The sequence below is a fragment of the Sporocytophaga sp. genome (assembly GCF_017745095.1).
In the GTDB taxonomy this organism is placed as follows: domain Bacteria; phylum Bacteroidota; class Bacteroidia; order Cytophagales; family Cytophagaceae; genus Sporocytophaga.
The window spans coordinates 292,063-310,434 of record NZ_JAGHZZ010000007.1 but is presented as its reverse complement, the minus strand read 5'-3'; the positions used below and the strand labels follow the sequence as shown (position 1 = coordinate 310,434).

The window sequence follows — 18,372 nt, the reverse complement described above, 5'->3', positions numbered from 1 at the left end:
TGTAAAAAAAATGTTATCTTGTTATGATTCTTACTTCTTTCTTACAAATTATAAATATAAAGGATTAATATGAATAAGTCAGCTATAATAATAGATGATGAACTTACCAGTGTCGAGGCATTAAGGGGATTGTTGAATAGGTATTGTCCTGATATTAATGTAGTTGATTTTGCTCATGGGGTAGTTTCCGGGCTTCAGGCTATTGAAAAAAATAATCCTGACCTTGTTTTTCTGGATGTGGAGATGAAAGATGGGGTTGGTTTCGATATACTTCAGCAACTTCCAGACGAGCCAACCTTTCAGGTGATTTTTGTGACTGCATTTGATCATTATGCAATAAAAGCTTTCCGTTTTTGCGCTTTGGATTATCTTTTAAAACCCGTTGACCCGGATTTGCTTGTTCAGGCTGTGGATAAGGCTGTTAAGGTTTCCAACGAAGCAATGGCTAACAAAATTAAAATTCTTCAAAAGAACAAAAATGGAAATGAGAAAATTGTACTTCCATCCAAAGATGAATTTTTTGTTGCAGAAGTAAATGAAATAATCAGGTGTGAAGCAAATGGGAATTATACAATTTTTTATCTGAAGAACCATCAACCTCAGCTAGTATCTAAGACGCTAAAAGAATTTGACGAATTACTCTCAGGCTCTAAGTTTCTCAGGATTCATAAATCTCATTTGATTAACCTTGAATTTGTGGAAAGATATCTTCCCAAAGATAGTCAGGTGATTATGAAAGATGGAGCCAGAGTCGAGGTTTCAAGACGCAGAAAAGATGTATTCTTAAAATACTTATTCAATAACTAATGTGGGCCTTTTTCTTCAAAAGTTTTTTGGTGCTTTGCTTTGTCTTTGCGGCAAATTTGGCTTTTGCTCAAAATGTATTTGAAAATCAATTGCTTCTAGATGCTCAGAGAGATTTGCAGCAAAGGAAATTTGCTCAAGCTTTGGATAAAGCGAGAGTAGTCTATGATAATGCTATAGCTAAAGAAGATACAGTATTAAAAGGTGAAAGTAGTTTTATTATTGGAAAAGTATTTCAGAAAAACGGCAGTTACCTTGTAGCTTTGGAATACCTTTTTACTTCGCTGAAAATTTTTGATAAAAATGTTGGTAAAAAATCAGAAGTATTAAAGACCCTGGGAGATCTATATCATGATTGGGGAGGATATAAAAAAGGTCTTGAATACTATAAACTGGCAGATAGTACATCTATTGATCCCGAATTCAAAAAAGATATAAAAGAAGCTGAAGGAGATATTTATTCTCACCTCAATCAGGCAGACCTTGCTTTAGTTGAATATGACAAGGCCATTGCTTTAAGTTCTTTCAAAGATGTTGTATTTCTTCAGAGGATCTACAAGAAAAAAAGTGACATATTTTTAGAACGTCATGATTATGATAACGCACTTTTAATGGAGTTTAAACAATTTGATCTTGTAACTCATAGTGTTGATCAGCATACTAAAGCAACCATTCTTAATAATATCGGCTACCTGTATAATTTCAAATCTGATAATGAAAAGGCTTTGGTTTATTTTAAAAAGTCCAAGATTACAAGTATTGAAACTGGAGATACAGATTCTCTTTATATAACTTTAATAAATATTGGCGCAATATATAATATAAAAAAGGATTTAGATTCTTCATTAATGGCATTGAACGAAGCATTGAAAGTTGTGAGTATGGATAAAAACAAAGAAAAGGAGGCTACAGTGCGGAATTACTTAGCAGCAACTTTGCTTGAGTTTAAAAAATATAGTGAAGCTTCTGACAATAATCGTATTGCTATAGATCTGATCAAAAACAGTAATAATTTATCTCTTCTTTCCCAATGCTATTACATAAGATCTAAGATCATGGAACAGAAAGGGAAAACTAAAGAACAGAAGTATTATTATGATCAATATAAAAAACTCAATGATAGTTTAAATCTTATCTCAACTCTTTTTCAGAACAGGCAGGCGGAAGTGGACTCTCTGATAAGCACTAAAGAGTCAAAGATTCAGCAATTGTTGCTCAATAAGGAAATTGATAATCTTGTTCTAAAACAGTATAAGCTTTTGTCTGAACAAAGAGAAAAGGATATTGTGTTGCTAGCTCAGCAAAATAGTCTTCAGAAGATGGCTCTTAATAATGAAATGCTTAATAAGGATAGGGTTAGCAGAATGTGGTTATTGACTCAGAAAGAGTTGGAGAATGAAAGGAAAGCACATGAGATATCAGAGCTTCAGAAAAGCAGGTCAGAGCAAGATCTGCTCACGCAAAAAACAGCGGTAAAGCTTAATGAACTTGCTAAAGAAAACTTACAAAATGAATTGGATATTGAAAAGCAAAGGACAGAATTGAATAAGTCTGCTCATGAACGTTTATGGATCATCTTTGGCTTTTCAGGTGGCTTGACGTTAATTTTTCTTGCATTTGGTTATTACAGTCAGAGAAAGAATGCAAGAGAAAGTCAACTGAAATTCGCCAATCTCGAAATTCAACAGCGTCTTCTGCGATCACAGATGAACCCTCATTTTTTGTTTAATTCTCTTAATTCTATACAAGGTTTCATCAATTCAAATGATAGCGATAAGGCAAATAGATTTCTAGCATGTTATGCCAGACTGATGAGAAGTATTTTAGAGAATACATCAAAAGAAATGGTAAGTCTTCATAGCGAATTGGAAGCATTAAAGAGTTACATAGAACTTGAGCAGATGCGGCTGGGTAATTCTTTTACTTATCAGATAGAAGTGAAAGAAATTGAATCTGATATGATCGCAATTCCTCCAATGTTGATTCAGCCCTATGTTGAAAACTCTATTATGCATGGCCTGAGACATAAGGTCAGCGGAGGATTATTAAAAATTTCAATTTTCCCATCAGAAGGTTTTCTGAATTGTTATATCTATGACAATGGTATTGGCAGAGAGGCTTCTAAAGTAATTAATGAAAACAGAAGCAAAGATTATAAATCTGTCGCAATGAACCTCACCCGTGACCGATTAGAACTGCTGAATGCAAAAGACAATTCCAATATGGAGGTTGGTATAAGAGATGAATTTACCTTGGATGGAAATCCATCCGGAACTACAGTTATACTCAAACTTCAGTTGGTAGAATATGTATAATTTTATTTTTTTAATGATTTTTTTGAGTGGTTTAAATTAGTGTTTAAACACCTTTGTTTATTTAAAAAGGTGGTTTGTCGATGTTTTTAACCTATAAAACGACCACTTGTGAACGCAACTTTACCGATTATCATTTAAAACTTACCGTTCAATAGTTATCTCTCCTTGAACTGAAATTTCTGTCGATATTTGATAAACATCCTCTCTGATGTGTTCTGATTATAAACTTTTTGTATGTGTAAACATTCAAAAAAAATGAAACATGTAAGGAGGAATTCTTTGAATAGAAGTGAAGCCAGGGTTTAGCCCTGATATTTTATTTTAGAAGACTTTTCAAAAAATATAATTTATGGATGCTTTCGGCCGGATAAAAAATACAATTGATATACCTAAGGAAGATGAGGTTACATCGGTTGCTGATAGTCAAGGAGAGGTCTTGTACAACCTGGTAAAGGAAAATGGTCTTAAGAGAACTCTCGAAGTAGGCTTTGCTTATGGAAAGTCCGGGTCATACATCATGTCTGCATCACAAAGTCACCACGTAGCCATTGATCCTTATCAGGAAAGATTTCAAAATATAGGTATTAAGAATATAGAAAAACTGGGATTGGGACATAACCTTGAGCTGCATCGTAACTTCTCACATATAGTAATGCCCCAGTTGTTGAGTGAGCAAAGGTCTTTTGATTTAATCTTTATTGATGGAGATCACAGATTTGACGGCATCTTTGTCGATTTTTTTTATGCGGATCGTTTACTGGATATGGGAGGTTTTATAGTCTTCCATGATACTTGGATGAGAAGCACCTGTATGGTAGAAAGCTTTGTTAAAAAGAACAGAACTGATTTCAAATATATTAGAGTTGAAGATGAAAACCTTGGTGTATTTCAAAGGATAGGATGGGATAACAGAGACTGGATTCACTTTAAGGAATTCTATACCATGAAGTCTTATAACAAGTTTCAGGTAATGGCTGATCTCATTGGTCAAAAAGATGAGTAGTTTTTTATACTTTCTTTTCATTAATCCAGTACAATACTCGATTTCATTTGTAGCAGGATTAATGATGATGAATAGGCTGTACCTGATTAAACAAAATAGAATGGCTGTGAAAGCGCTCACGGAAAAAGGGCTTGAAGTCGTCATGAAAAATAATTCAAATAATAAGAATAGGGAAGTGACCTCAATATCCAAAGAAGTTGGATATCACTCCCAAAACAATCTTTAGTTTAGTGTGAGGAAGTAGTGTTTGAGCTATCAGAGTGGAAGCACCTGAAATACCGCATATCATATTTTGAGTATCTACTCTGATTAAGCTCATTCTCGAATTTTTAAATCGTTAATACCGCAAGTTTAAACTGTTCTTTTATAATCAGAAAGGATTCATAGTCCTTCTCGGTTATTTGTTCCATATAACATTAGCATAATGTATTCAGTGAGTTCACTGTTAGTGAATTTCCTGCATGGAGAAGGAACATAAATTTTCTTTGAATCCCTAAGTAATCATATTTATGAAAATTTTATTTGTAACCTTTGAATTCGGTGAACATGTTTTGGGAGGAGTAGGGAGAGTGGTAAATGGTCTTACTTCTGAACTCAGGAAAACCTTGGATTTGGATGTTTTTCATCTTGGTTATAGCCCGAAATATTTATCGGTTTCTGCAAAGCATTATAGATGCAATGCTAATAATACTTCTAAGCTTATAGCTACTTATCCTGCACAATATGTATCAAATTGTGTCAAATTAATTAAATCCGAAAAGTATGATCTGATACATGTTTTTAACTCACACTGGATTATTGATAAAATTATTTCACGCGTTGTTCAGGAACTGCCGGATCAGAAATTAGTATACAGTGTACATGGTATTGCTAAATTTGAAAAAGGGATAAGAGTGAATCCTGTTTCTTCAATCAATTGTGAAGAAATGTTGTTGGAAAAGGCACAAACAATTCACATTTTGAATTATTCATCTTATATTAATCTTAGCACAGCTTATGGAAATGTTTTTTATGACAAAGCCGTGAGCTTTATACCTAATGGCGTCAGTTCTATTGATTATGAAAAAGAAGATGCAGCTTTTAAAAAGAAAATAAAAGCTAAGGTAAGAGGAGCTGAATTTGTAGTGCTTTGCATGTCAAGGTGGGCTCAGGGAAAAGGGATAGAATACTTTCTCGATGCAGCAAAGATATTGATGAAGAAAGGGCGAAATGTTAAGTTTATTCTAGCGGGAAGAAGGAATGTAAGCTGGGAATTGAAATGGGATAGCTATCTGAAAAAAATAGATGATAAAACTAAAAAACTCGGTAGTAATATAGTCGTTTTGGACTGGGTGAATGATGTTCAAAGGAATACGTTGTTTAAAATTTGTAATGCCTTTGTGATGCCTAGTGAATTGGAGTATTTGCCATATTCTGTCCTTGAACCTGTTGCTGCTGGCATTCCGCTTATTTCTTCTGACCTTCCCTGTGTGACCGAAATGTTTAAAGAGCAGGAACATTGCTTGTTTTTCCAATCCCGAAATAGTGATGATCTAGCACATAAAATTGAAGAATTAATGGAGCGCAAGGAGTCTGTGCAAATACAGGCAAAAAAAGCTGCGGAAAAACTTTTAAAAGAATATGATTGGAGTCTTATTGGAGAACAGTATTTGGCTATGTATAATAGAGCAGTAGAGGAATCGAAAGTGGAATTACTTCAGGTTATTTGATTCTCTAAATAATTATCGCTGACAGTATCCTTTTCCTTCATAAAATTCTAAAGTTTTTCTTTTAAGATAAAAATCATATTCAGCAATCAATTGCTCTAGCTGAGAGGTGACAAGCATATTCGCAGCGTAATAATATTCTATATAATTTATGATACCTGAGGAATATGATCTTGAAGCATAATTATACTGGGCTTGGAATGCTTTTGTTTTTTTATCCAAAGCTTTGTAATTATTATGTGCTGTAACAAGATCAAGGTAAGATGCCTGGATTTTTTGTTCTACTTCTAAATTAACTTTATCGAGTTCTTTTTTCTGTATATCTATATCTATTTTAGATAATGATAATGCATTTACCTTTAAAAATTTGCTGAATATTGGTACTGCAAGATTGAATGAAACATATTCTGTAAGGTTTTGCTTGAATTGCTTCTTCTGCTCAAGTTGAACTAGATTTGAGCTTCTCGTAATTACTCCTCCTGAAACCGAAAAGTTAAATAATCGAAGTGAATTAGTTGCCTGGCTTCTATATTGAAGAGCATTAAGTCTGTACTGTGCACTTTTTATTTCAGGTAAAAAGATGCATGCTTTTTCTTTAATTTGCTCATATGGCTCAATTTGTAAGGAATCCGGTATGGAGTTTTTATCTTCATTTGATAGGTAAAGATTACCATCTGTATAAGCCAGAAGCTGTTTTAAAGCAAGCTGGCTACGTTGAAGATTGCTATTGGCAATAGTTATTGCAGCATCTCTTTGTGCTACTTCAGATTCAATTTCCTGGAGATTAATTTTTGAGAGTACGCCTTTGGCAACCATGCCCTTAATCAATTCATATTGAATTTGGGATTGATCTCGTTGTGTATTAGTTATTTTTATTTGTTCCTGTGCGAACAATACCTGGTAAAATGCTGCAATGATGGAGAGTGTAATATCATTACCTACTTTTTTATTGTCGGAGAGCGTTGCATTTAATAAATCTCTGTTTTGTTTTAATGTATAATAATTATAACCGCCATTGAAAAGTGTGAGCTCTCCTTCAATAGATCCTGTATAAATCTCGCTGCTTTGGGTTGTAAGTATGTTGGTAGCGGGGTCAACAAATAATCCCCAGTTGTATATATTTCTACCTTTTCCTACTATTTCAGGAAGATAGTTGTTTTTGGCAGATTTTAAATTGATAGCAGCTTTTTCGCTCAGAAGGTTTGTTTGCTGTATTTTATAATTGTGTTTTAAGGCATATTCGATACATTGATCTAATGTCCAGGTCTGGTTTCCATCTTGAGCATTGGAAGGCAATATGGTTATAAAATATAAAAGACATATAAAGATACTTTGTTGCATCCAACCCTTATTTCTCCTATTCATCTGCTATTCCTCGTCAAAAAATAAATTTGCATGTTTAACTTCTTCTACAGCCTTAATTTCTTTTATGAAATTTTGTCCGCTATTTTCATCTTTTAACTTAATATAATAGGAAACCTCAAGCATGTTAGAACGATCTTCTCTCAATCCTTTTACATTTACTACTTTATGTTTTCTGCAATACTTTGAAATTATTTTATTTAACTCTTTACCATCGCTTTCCTGTCCAACTGTTATAAGTTGTAATAAGAAATCTTTTTTTCTTGGAGCAGATAAGTTGAATTTTACAATCAGGAAATAAATGGATCCGATTACTATTGTTCCTATAATAGCTACTGAGACAAAATCTACTCCACATGCAAGCCCTATTGCAAGCGAAAAAAATATAAACATGATATCGATAGTATCTTTGATGGCGGTTCTGAAACGAATAATAGACATAGCACCTACAAGGCCAAAAGCTGCTGCAAGGTTATTTCCGATAACCATAATTACAATAGTTGTAATCATGGTAAGTAATATGATGGAGTTGACAAATGTCGATGAATAACTATAGCCTTTGTAGGTTATTCTGTAAAATAATGAGATTATAACACCACAAAAGAGCGCAACTAATAGTCTGCCTATTACATCTTTTATTGTTAAAGCATAGAAAAAAATATCCTGTAATTCTTCATTCATAATTTTTATAATCTATAAAATGGATTTCTTGATAATGATATTGGGGAAAAACGCATTCTTCCATATGTAGTATGATGGATGTCCAGACCTGAAGAATATTTTGATATTGCTTCAAGTTGAAGAGAGAATTCTTCCACAATAGACCTGGCCCATGTAGGCATAATGTTGTAATACTTTATTTCAAGCACAAAGAAGCCTGGTGTGATCAACTTAAGTCTTTCTTCGGAATATAATTCGTCGATGATCGGATAAATTGAGGTTCGTACGTTTTTATCAAAAGTAATTCTAACCTCATCATCAAACTTACCGTGAAAGGCCTCTCTGTCGTATACCACAAGGTTAACAGGCTTTAAAGACTTGGAGTAATAATAAAATAGGAATTTATCTGCATCTTTAAAAGCTTTAGGGAACTTTGGTCCATTAATATAATCTCTTGTATTACCGGTGGTCAGAAGTGCTTTAAGGTCAGTGAATTTGAGTGTTGCTCTATGCTTTCCAATTCTGTTACTAAGCTTTCTTTTTATTTCAAGAAAAACAATGCTGTCTTCATTTTGATTGTCATACCCTCTTATTCTGAATTTATTTCTGAATTCAAGTCCTTCTTTTTTTTCATAATAATATTCCATGAAAGGAGTATCATAATAAATACTTCGAACTGTATATTGGCTAAGTCCGGATTCTCCCACCTTAGTATGAACATCCGGATTGACAAATGGCATTAACCTTGCCCTTAAGTCATCTATGCGATCATTAGGAACAAAGTACTTCCTTTCATAACGGAGCATCATCTGTAGAACAAGCTTTGGAATAATAGTTTGGAGTATTCAATGATTGTGTGCTTGCCACATTCTATATTGGTCTGGGCAAATATTCCGGGGTATACGCCCGGGCATTTTTTATCAATTTTGGCAGTAACATAAATCGCTTGCTTACCACCTATGATTTGTATTGCATTATCTATATGGCAAATTGTGGCTTCCATTTCACAGTCTGTATTGAATAAACTGAGTTTACATTTTTGCCCTTTGGATAAATTTTTAAACTCTTTGATTTTTATTGGAGTAACTATTATATAGGAAGATGTATCGACTATATTTGCAAGAACCTCTACAGTTGATTGACCTCCTTTTTTTCTTTGTATAAGTCCCGCAAATGGAGCTTTGATCTGTAATGCGTCTCTCCTTGATTCAAGGCTTGCTATCTGGCCTGTGAGATTTTCTATCTTTTCAACGATGAATTTTATTTGTTCAGGTTTCTCACCAGTAGATAGAGTTTTTATCTGAGCTTCAGCGAGTGCCAAATTGATTTTACTTAATTCGTAATCATTCTTCGCAATATCATACTGCTGAGGAGAAATTAGTGAATCTTTGTATAGATCGGTTTGTCTTGAAATGAGTTTATCCTGAATGGAAAATCTTTCTTTAGCTAATGTTAAATTTGTTTCTGCTTCTTTGATAGTCTGGATCTTCTGGCCTGTAGAATATACTTTTAATAAAGCTTTTTCTACTTCTCTTTCTCCTTTTAGCTGATTGATCTGACGCATTAGTTCTGTGGAGTTGAGAACGCCTATCATTTCTCCTCTTTCAACAAATTGCTTATCGTTGATTTCAGGATTGATGTAAAAATCAAATACATCTCCTCTCTGAAACTCTTTTCCTGCATAGGAACTGATGAGGCCTAACTGATTGTTTTTAATCGTTTCTGTGATCCTTCCATCATATGTCCTGCCTAATACCCATTCATATGTTGGAAATACTTTACCTGTAGAATAAACTATATATGTAAATTTTATAGGACAATAAATAATTCCTATTAAAATTGTTATACCAATCCCAAAATATAAAAACTTCTTTTTCATTGACGGTACTAATATGTAAAAGAATAAATGGCTATCACCATTATATTTAAATTTGACGTAAGACTTTATTTTATAAAAGAACGCTGCTTCATGATCTTATTTTTTGTCATTTTTTTAATTCTCATAAATGATTATAAAGGGTATGACTGCAGGATGTCTATTTTAATATGTTCAGAAGGTCTTTTATGATAAGCTCTTCCTAATGAAGCATGCATGAAAATTCTCATTTCTGTAAAATAAATTATTTATAAGAATTTTATCAGGCAATAAATATGCTCTAGAACACGACCGATAATTTCTTTGATTGGAAGACTCCTTATTTATTGAATTTTACTGATATCCAGTAAATATATATTGGCAGGTACACCATCATTTTTTTCGTTTGAGATAAAGACGTTTTTATCATTATAAAATGTTACCCCTTCCACTTGTCCTATCTCATCTAAATCTCCTAGTTGTATAAGTGTTTTGCTCCCAGTGAAGAAATCAGTGTCGTTAAAATCTTTTAATACCCAGCAAAAGGCTTGCTCTGTCTCTTTATTATGGCCAACCAAAACTACTTTAGTTCCATCTGAATTAATGTCTGCATCTGTTATTTTTCCTTGTACATCAAATATGCCTTTTAGGCGGGCTCCATGAGTTCCTGGAGTCGCAGGTATTTCGTATAAACTTGTCTTGGTATCTGTATTATTTTTTGTAAAAAGATAGATGTATCCGTTTTTATAAAATATAGCTTCAGCATCAAAATCTGTAGCAGTATTACTTCTAAAATCTTTTTGTTCAGGATAATAAAATTTAATTTCTTCAGCTGTAGATGTATTTTCTATATTAATAGGTGAAGGAAACGGAACTTTATAAATGACGAGATCTTTTCTGTTGCCTTTATTGTTTCCTATGTCTCCAATAAAGAAATGAGTATCACTTGATGTAACTGCTTCAAAGTTTATACTGCTGATACCAGGTACTTTGATGGTCTCTTTTGGTTCGCCTGTGACAAGATTAATACTATATATCATGTCTTCTCCTTCAGGATCAATTATTGTCCATAATCTTTTGTCAACATACTTAAGACCAGACAATTCTTCAAAATCCTTTTTTAATTTTCTTACAGTTGTAATATTACCTGCTGCAGATGGATAAGAGCAACTACCATCATCTATCTTCGCCTCTGTGTCAAAGCTAGTAGAGTGTGGATCTGTACATCCTTTTTTTGAATTGCAGTTGGTGAAAAGTAAGAATGTTACTAATGTATAAAGAGAAATAATGCGGTAATTCATAATTATTTTTTTTATCTCTATAAAATAGCGAAGTAATAAAAATGTAATAAATCTTAGGCGATTTATAATTATTTTTTAAATATAGCTTATTTTTTTAAATTGAAGCTTCATTTTAATAACAATTATTTGTCATAGGCTTAACTTATACTTAACAATTGATACAGGTAGTTTTTATTAAGGATTTAATTCCCCTATTAAAATATGGCTTATCGTCTGACTCATAATCTGAAAAATATTCTTGCGGTTTTGTTGCTTTCTATTTCACTAATAGTAAATGCTAATGGGCAGAATGATTCTACTGCAGCTGTTAATAAGGGCCTGGGAGGACATATAAAGTTTGGGTTTAATTATCATCTTCAGTTGCAGCATATTGACGTAGCACCAGTAATTTTTTACAGACTAAATGATAGAGTTGACGTGGGAGTTGGCCTAAACTATCTTTATTACTACAGAAATGATAAGTCTGAAAATAACAGTGCATTTGGAACCAATATCTTTACAAGAGTTTATTTCTTGAAAAATTTTTTTCTGCATTTGGAGTATCTCTATTGTAATGTACCATATAGGAATGATCTTAACTTTGAATACCGTAGAGTTTATATTACAAACTTATTCTCTGGCTTAGGATATAGACAGCCGATAACCTCAAAGGTAGACAGTTATTTCTTAGGTTTGATCGACCTTACACATCGTGATGAATCCCCTTATAAAAATTTAATAATAGTAAAGTTAGGCATATCATTTTAATGTGATAAAAGCCTTTAAAGTATATTAATATGAAGAAGATAGTAATATTTAAAATCTATTGTTTGTTGTTTGCAATAAATGCGCTTGCGCAGTCTGATCTTGTAATAACTGAAATATTGTACAATCAACCTGGTAATGATACTTTGGAGTTCATTGAATTATATAACAAAGGTAATCAGTCATTGAATTTGTCTGGATATAAAGTGACGAGCGGATTTGATTATGTGTTTCCGGATTATACACTCAAACCAGGAAATTATGTTGTTGTAGCGAGGTATGCAGATTTTTTTGAACAGACATTTGGGGTAACTCCTCTTCAATGGGATAGTGGTGCTTTAAGCAATAGTGGAGAAAAAATCGTTATCAAGACTCCTGCTGGCATCATTGCCGATTCTGTAGAATATGATAATAAGGAACCTTGGGATGATAGGGCCGATGGAGAGGGATCTTCACTTGTTTTATGCAATGTTAATTCCAATAATGCATTTGGATATTATTGGGCTGCTTCAAATGATATCGGCGGTATCTTTGATGATGGTTCTCTTATTTATGCTTCTCCTGGTGATGGAAACTCTGTGTGTAATGAACCAGGAGATACTTATCCGCCTCTTGTAAAAAGAATATATGCGCCCCAGAATAATATAGTCAAACTTGTTTTTAATGAACCTTTGAATGCATCTTCAGCACAGACATTGTCTAATTATACAGGATTAAATGTTAGTTCTGCAACTCTTTCTGGCTCTGGAGATACTGTAATACTTGTTCTGTCTGTTCCATTGGGAATTGGAAATTTGAATTCAATTAATGTCAGTAATATTACTGATGTGATTGGGAATAAATTTATATCACAATCTTTTAGTTTTATTTTTAATAATACTAAAGCTCCGCTGGTTATTTCTGAGATTATGTATAATAACCCAGGTACAGATACTCTGGAGTTTATAGAACTTTATAATAATGGTCCTGAAGCTATAAATATTGGTGGTTATTACTTTTCGGATGGAATTGATTTTGTATTTCCTTCTGTAGTGGTAGCTTCTCATCAATATATTGTGGTTTGTGCATATCAAACTTACTTCAATTCTTTTTTCAATTTATCCAATACTTATCAGTGGACATCAGGTAGTCTTAATAATAGTGGTGAAAAAATTATCTTAAGAAACTCAGCAGATGTAATTGTTGATCAGGTTGAATATTCATTTAGCTCTCCTTGGCCAATGCAGGCAGATGGAACCGGTCCATCTTTAAAATTCTGCGATGCGGATAAAGATAATAACCAGGGAGCTAACTGGTCTTATTCAGATGTTTATGTTAAAGATTATTTGGACTTTCCAATATATGCAACCCCTGGAATAGCTGATGAGGTCTGTGTTTTATCTTTGTTTGGACAAATGCCTTCTGAACATAAATTTGGGGTTTATCCGAATCCTTCAAACGGAATTTTTAAGCTTGATTTAGAATCTGCAACGAGAACTTCAGTAGAAGTGTTGAATAGTTTAGGACAAGTAATTTATTTAAAGGAAAATGTTTCTGCTAATGAAGAAATAAATATATCTGATCAGAAGAAAGGTATATACTATATACGGTTAAAGAATTTGGATAAGGATTCATTCTCTTCTGCCAAGCTTGTTGTAGAATAATTTTTTATATCATGAAAAATGAAATCGGATAGATGTTAATCTATCCGATTTTTTTATGATATGCCTTACGCTTATCTTCTTGATCATATACTTGGTTGCGATTTTTTTAAATACAACTTATCTCTCAAGCTCGTCATTGGCTTTTCAAAAAAATGATATAAAAGCAGGGAAAGACCAATGGTGTAAAACCAGTACAATGCTACATCTATATAAACTATATAGGAACGCAATCCGAATTCTATTAACCACTCGTTAGAGTAAGGGATAACTCTGAATCTTACAATAGATAAATTGACCATATAAAGAGAGTAGGAGATTATACTGATGTAAGTCAGGAGTTTGAATATTACCCCCTTGCCGGTCTTTAATTCTGATAAAAATGGTAACAAGGCAAGCGTTGCCAATGAGCCCATTGTAAACGAAATAATGTTAGAGTACCAACCGTATGAAATGATGTTATTCGTAATGAATAGAAAGTATATTCTGTCTCCAAGAAGTAAAATAATCCCTGATATTAGCAAGATTATTTTATGTTTAACCCATATTGAATGATAATAGGTACTCATAAATGCTCCTAGTACACCAAATACTATATTATCAAGTCTTGTAAAAACAACTTTTCTAAACTCCACATCCCAATCTTTGAACATTTGAATATCTAAGTAACTTTCTTTGTATATTCTCACCAAAACAGCCCCTATAATGAATATTCCGATTGATGTCATTAGACTGATTTTATGTCTTAACGGAAAGGCTTTATTCAGAAGATATAAAGTAATAGGGAATAAAATATAAAACCATTCTTCAACTGCAAGGCTCCATGACTCTAGAAAAAAACGCTGCTGAGGGTAAATCAGGTTTTGGCAAAAGAAAAAGAAGGAAGTGTAAGTTCCTTTGAATACCGGAATAAGTATGTTTAACCCGACTAGAATAATCAATACAAGGTAATAATTCGGTAAGGTTCTGAACCACCTTCTAATCCAGAAAGCATACAGGTCTTTCATTGAAAGACCTGTATGTAATGTTTTGATCAGTATCTGACCTATGAGAAATCCGCTTAATACAAAAAACAACTTGACTCCATCAAGATGGGGTGCCTTTATTGAAAAAGCCTCATAAAGGAAATCGTTACCATGTTCTTCCAATACAAATATGATGGCTATTGCCCTGAGAATATCCAGTCCGTAGACTCTTGATGCAGCACTCTTATTTGTAAGAGAAGTCTGCATTAGTCTTCAGGATAAGGAATGAAAACAAAATTTGTAAATTCCTCATCTACTACAAACAGGCAACAATATTCGTCAGGATTTTTATATGCAGCTTCAAACTCTGCAAGCATGTCTTCTGAGACAAGTGTTCTTTGGATGAATTCATCAAGAAATGAAATGTAGTAATTCCATTCCAGAGCCAACTCTTTTCTTCCAATAAGTAATTTACCAATAGCTATTTCAGTCTTTGAAATCGGAAAGATCGGATATTTGGAAATGTTTCTGACTCTTACCTGATAAGAAGCTTCTTTAATAGTATCTGAAACAAGTACAAAGTCTCTGGAAATTGTACCTAAGTATCTGCCGCTTAGTTCCGGATCGTTATTCATGATAATCAGTTAATTTTTTCCAATAATGCGACATTTTCCACATGATGGGTTTGAGGAAACATATCCACGGGTCTTACCTTTTTTACTGCATATTTTTCATTAAGTAAGGCAAGGTCTCTCGCTTGAGTTGCTGGGTTGCAGCTAACATAGACTATCCTTTGCGGAGCCAGTTCAAGCATTTTCTGTATCACATGTTCATGCATTCCTGCCCTTGGAGGGTCTGTGATGATAACATCCGGAGCTCCTTCTTTTTCAAGGAAAGATGCGGTAAGGATATCTTTCACATCTCCTGCATAAAATGAAGTATTGAAAATATTATTGATTGAAGAATTTATCTTTGCATCTTCTATTGCCATTGGCACATATTCTATACCAGTAACTTTTTTTGCTCTTCCAGCTACAAAGTTGGCTATAGTTCCTGTACCGGTATATAAGTCATATACATTTTCATTCCCTGTAAGTCCTGCAAAATCTCTGGTTACTTTGTATAGCTCATATGCCTGAATTGAATTGGTCTGGTAAAAAGATTTAGGACTTACCCTGAAATTCAGATTTTCCATTTGTTCGGTAATATATTGCTTACCATGGAACAAGTGAATATCAAGATCATGGAAAGTATCATTGGACTTTTGATTTACCACATATTGTAAGCTGGTTATTTCCGGGAATCGCACTCTTAGATGTTCAAGAAGTGATTCGACCTTATTAGTAAATTCCCTTACCTGAAGGATAACCATAAGTTCTCCCAAGCTTGAATTTCGGATGATCAGATTTCTAAGTATTCCGAAATGTTCCCTTAAATTGTAAAATGGAATTTCATGTTCTATAGCAAATTTCCTGACTTCAAGCCTGATAGCGTTTGAAGGGTCCTGCTGTAGATGACACTTTTTTATATCTAGAACTTTGTCGAATCTTTCAGGTACGTGAAAGCCAAGTCCATTCATATCATTAAGGGTATCCTCAGTTGCAATTTCTTCATTGGTAAGCCATCTTTTATCGGAAAAAGAAAATTCAAGCTTATTTCTATAATAATAAATTGATTTTGCCTGTACTATAGGCAGATATTCTTCAACATTTATTTTACCTATTCTTTCGAGATTGTCTTTTACTTGTTTTTCCTTGTAAAGCGCTTGATTTTCATAGGTGATGTGTTGCCATTTACATCCTCCGCATGTACCGAAATGCTCACAAACCGGAGTGGTGCGGGAGGAAGAAAATTCGTAGATATGTTCAGCCTTAGCGAAGGCAAATCTTTTTTTTGTTTTATAAATTCTTAGATCGGCTACATCCCCAGGCGCCAGAAACTCAGTGAAAATCACCTTGTCATTTACTCTTGCCACGCATTTTCCCTCGGCTGCCATTTCGCCTATTGTTACTTTTTCAAAGCGAAATTGTTTTTCTTTTTTACTCATGGTATTCAAAATTAAACAATAATGAATTATCCTTTGTAGTTAGACGAGAAATATTAATTTTGAGTATGAAAAAGATCTATTTTCTATTTTTTATTCTCCTCTTCAGTCCCAGACTTTTCGCCAGCCACATCGTAGGGGGCGAATTCCAATTACGCCACTACAGGGGATATACTTATACGCTCAGTATGAGGCTTTATTTTGATAAGCTCAATGCAGCGCCTGGCTTATTAGAGGCTGATATTACCATTAAAACAAATATTTTTCGGAAATCAGATAATGTGCAGGTAGGTACACAGGAGTTGGTAAGAAATATTGATTATGAAACGGTTAAATATGCAACCGAAGAATGTGATTTTCTGGAGCGAGGCGTTCAGGAAACTTTAAATCTTAAATACAAAGCAAATATTTTTCTTGATCCTGAGATTTATGATGATCCAGGTGGATATTATATTGTATGGGAAAGGTGTTGCAGGAATAACGATATTGATAATATCCAGGAACCTGATAAAGCTGGCCAGGTTTTTTACCTTGAGTTTCCTGCTGTAAAAAGAGCTGGGAGGCCCTTTGTAAACTCTTCACCTGTTTTTGAAGACATAGTAGCAGATTACTTTTGCAGAAATCAGACGAATACATTTAACTTCGGGGGCTATGACCCTGATGGAGATTCATTAGTGTACACTTTGGTAACGCCTTTAAATGGCCATGCAAGTATTTATGGAGAGGCATTGCCAGATCCTAAGCCTGCGCCATACGATCTGATTACTTGGAAGCCAGGTTATAGTGCTAACAATATGATTCATGGAAATCCAGCATTAAAAGTAAATCCCCGCACTGGTGTTCTATCGGTGAATCCAAGTGAAGGCGATAAAACTCTGTTTGTTGTTTCTATGATTGTTGATGAATACAGGAATAACAGAAAGATAGGCCAGGTAAGGCGAGATTATCAATTTCTAGTAAAGACATGCCCTTTGAACCTTGGTCCAAAAGTAGATATTGAAAAGCCAAAAGGCCCTGATACTGAGTTCAGGGGTGATACTTTCGTAGTGAAATTAAATGAAATAAAGGCCTTCGAGCTTTTGTTGTCTGATTCAAGTACAACAATTTTAAAACGTCAGGCTAATATTCATATATCAAAGATCACCACGAATCTTCCTACTAATATCTTTACACCTCCCGGGCCTCAACAATTAACTCCTGGTGTAAATGATACAGTCCGTGCCCAGTTTGTATTTAATCCATGTGATAAATTACTGATAGAGGAAGAAAAATTATTCGACCTGGATATTGTAGTAAGTGATGATGGTTGTCCTCATCCTCGAACAGATACGCTTAATATAAAAGTTCTAATTATTCCTCCTCCGGAGAACCCAGCCCCTGTATTACAATTTGATCCAGGTGGAAAGTCAATTGATGTCTACCCGGGATCTGTGAATAAGATAAATGCAATTGGACTAGATTCTGCAGATTTTATGTATTTATCAGCCACGGGGCTTGACTTTGACTTGGAGGAGAAGGGGATGTCCTTCACCAATATAGGTGGCAAAGATTCTATTGCCAATCCGCTCTTGTGGATGCCTGACTGCGGAGAGCTTAATCCGGGCGTATTTAATGTTGTCTTTAAATTAAAGGATAGTAGTTGCGTACATTCACATCAGGTATATGATACATTGACATTGAAAGTAAAGGATAGTGAAACAGATGTAGATAAGGTGGATCCCAAAAATTTGTTCACACCAAATGGAGATGAATGGAATCAAACATACACAATCGCCGGTTTAAATGGCGGAAACTGTGAATATCACTTTGTCGGTATAGAAATATTTAACAGATGGGGAAGCAGGGTATTTAAATCTGAAGATCCTGATTTTTCATGGGACGCAGAGGAATATCCAGATGGAATTTATTATTACGTTGTTGACCTTAATAAAAAGAAAATAAAGGGTTGGCTGGAAGTTATGCGATGATGCTTT

Annotated in this window: 16 protein-coding genes; 7 read left to right on the top strand and 9 right to left on the bottom strand. The window is 34.0% G+C overall.

All coding sequences use genetic code 11. The features are described from left to right. Nucleotides 1–69 precede the first annotated feature (69 nt). From J7604_RS13040 to J7604_RS13030, 3 genes are all read left to right on the top strand, one after another. Nucleotides 70–807 carry a LytTR family DNA-binding domain-containing protein gene (locus J7604_RS13040; protein ID WP_028980122.1) on the top strand — a complete coding sequence of 246 codons (738 nt, stop codon included), beginning with the start codon at nucleotides 70–72 and terminating at the stop codon, nucleotides 805–807. A gap of 56 nt (nucleotides 808–863) precedes the next feature. Then, nucleotides 864–3,119 (top strand): histidine kinase, encoded by a 2,256-nt coding sequence (locus tag J7604_RS13035; RefSeq protein ID WP_293896757.1) that lies wholly within the window; start codon nucleotides 864–866, stop codon nucleotides 3,117–3,119. A 349-nt stretch (nucleotides 3,120–3,468) separates the two neighbouring features. Next, on the top strand, nucleotides 3,469–4,122 hold the full coding sequence (locus J7604_RS13030) for a class I SAM-dependent methyltransferase (RefSeq protein WP_293896755.1): 654 nt from the start codon (nucleotides 3,469–3,471) through the stop codon (nucleotides 4,120–4,122). Nucleotides 4,123–4,303: 181 nt separating this feature from the next. On the opposite strand, the gene J7604_RS13025 is transcribed toward J7604_RS13030, so the two are convergent. Beyond that, a complete protein-coding gene (locus tag J7604_RS13025) occupies nucleotides 4,304–4,441 on the bottom strand; it encodes a hypothetical protein (protein WP_293896753.1) in 138 nt (45 codons plus the stop codon). A gap of 190 nt (nucleotides 4,442–4,631) precedes the next feature. On the opposite strand from J7604_RS13025, the gene J7604_RS13020 reads away from it, so the two are divergent. Then, on the top strand, nucleotides 4,632–5,831 hold the full coding sequence (locus J7604_RS13020; RefSeq protein ID WP_293896733.1) for a glycosyltransferase: 1,200 nt from the start codon (nucleotides 4,632–4,634) through the stop codon (nucleotides 5,829–5,831). A gap of 12 nt (nucleotides 5,832–5,843) precedes the next feature. Here J7604_RS13020 and J7604_RS13015 read toward each other — a convergent pair whose 3' ends face one another. The 5 genes from J7604_RS13015 to J7604_RS12995 form a co-directional block, all read right to left on the bottom strand. Next, nucleotides 5,844–7,193 carry a TolC family protein gene (locus J7604_RS13015; protein ID WP_293896731.1) on the bottom strand — a complete coding sequence of 450 codons (1,350 nt, stop codon included), beginning with the start codon at nucleotides 7,191–7,193 and terminating at the stop codon, nucleotides 5,844–5,846. A gap of 3 nt (nucleotides 7,194–7,196) precedes the next feature. Next, nucleotides 7,197–7,871: a DUF4956 domain-containing protein gene (locus tag J7604_RS13010; protein ID WP_293896728.1), complete on the bottom strand. Its 675-nt coding sequence runs from the start codon at nucleotides 7,869–7,871 to the stop codon at nucleotides 7,197–7,199. A gap of 5 nt (nucleotides 7,872–7,876) precedes the next feature. Continuing rightward, entirely contained in the window at nucleotides 7,877–8,659 is a 783-nt protein-coding gene (locus J7604_RS13005; RefSeq protein ID WP_293896725.1) for a polyphosphate polymerase domain-containing protein, read from the bottom strand. Continuing rightward, nucleotides 8,656–9,729 (bottom strand): HlyD family efflux transporter periplasmic adaptor subunit, encoded by a 1,074-nt coding sequence (locus tag J7604_RS13000; protein WP_293896722.1) that lies wholly within the window; start codon nucleotides 9,727–9,729, stop codon nucleotides 8,656–8,658. The genes J7604_RS13005 and J7604_RS13000 overlap by 4 nt, the downstream gene beginning before the upstream one ends. A 320-nt stretch (nucleotides 9,730–10,049) precedes the next feature. Beyond that, nucleotides 10,050–11,006 (bottom strand): hypothetical protein, encoded by a 957-nt coding sequence (locus tag J7604_RS12995; RefSeq protein WP_293896719.1) that lies wholly within the window; start codon nucleotides 11,004–11,006, stop codon nucleotides 10,050–10,052. A 201-nt stretch (nucleotides 11,007–11,207) separates the two neighbouring features. On the opposite strand from J7604_RS12995, the gene J7604_RS12990 reads away from it, so the two are divergent. Together J7604_RS12990 and J7604_RS12985 are read left to right on the top strand one after the other, a co-directional pair. After that, on the top strand, nucleotides 11,208–11,753 hold the full coding sequence (locus J7604_RS12990) for a hypothetical protein (RefSeq protein WP_293896716.1): 546 nt from the start codon (nucleotides 11,208–11,210) through the stop codon (nucleotides 11,751–11,753). 29 nt (nucleotides 11,754–11,782) lie between these two features. Beyond that, nucleotides 11,783–13,393 carry a lamin tail domain-containing protein gene (locus J7604_RS12985; protein WP_293896713.1) on the top strand — a complete coding sequence of 537 codons (1,611 nt, stop codon included), beginning with the start codon at nucleotides 11,783–11,785 and terminating at the stop codon, nucleotides 13,391–13,393. An 83-nt stretch (nucleotides 13,394–13,476) separates the two neighbouring features. Here the strand turns inward: J7604_RS12985 and J7604_RS12980 are convergent, their stop codons facing one another. The 3 genes from J7604_RS12980 to rlmD are packed head-to-tail and all read right to left on the bottom strand — an operon-like array spanning nucleotide 13,477 to nucleotide 16,402. Continuing rightward, nucleotides 13,477–14,622, bottom strand: a complete 1,146-nt coding sequence (locus J7604_RS12980) for an acyltransferase (RefSeq protein WP_293896710.1) — start codon at nucleotides 14,620–14,622, stop codon at nucleotides 13,477–13,479. Further along, nucleotides 14,622–14,990, bottom strand: coding sequence for a hypothetical protein (locus J7604_RS12975; RefSeq protein WP_293896707.1), 369 nt, complete (start codon nucleotides 14,988–14,990; stop codon nucleotides 14,622–14,624). Before J7604_RS12975 ends, J7604_RS12980 begins: the two co-directional genes overlap by 1 nt. Before the next feature lie 5 nt (nucleotides 14,991–14,995). Further along, nucleotides 14,996–16,402 (bottom strand): 23S rRNA (uracil(1939)-C(5))-methyltransferase RlmD, encoded by a 1,407-nt coding sequence (gene rlmD, locus J7604_RS12970; protein ID WP_293896704.1) that lies wholly within the window; start codon nucleotides 16,400–16,402, stop codon nucleotides 14,996–14,998. 65 nt (nucleotides 16,403–16,467) lie between these two features. Between rlmD and J7604_RS12965 the strand changes: the two genes are divergently transcribed. Beyond that, entirely contained in the window at nucleotides 16,468–18,366 is a 1,899-nt protein-coding gene (locus J7604_RS12965) for a gliding motility-associated C-terminal domain-containing protein (protein WP_293896701.1), read from the top strand. The last annotated feature ends 6 nt before the right edge of the window (nucleotides 18,367–18,372 follow it).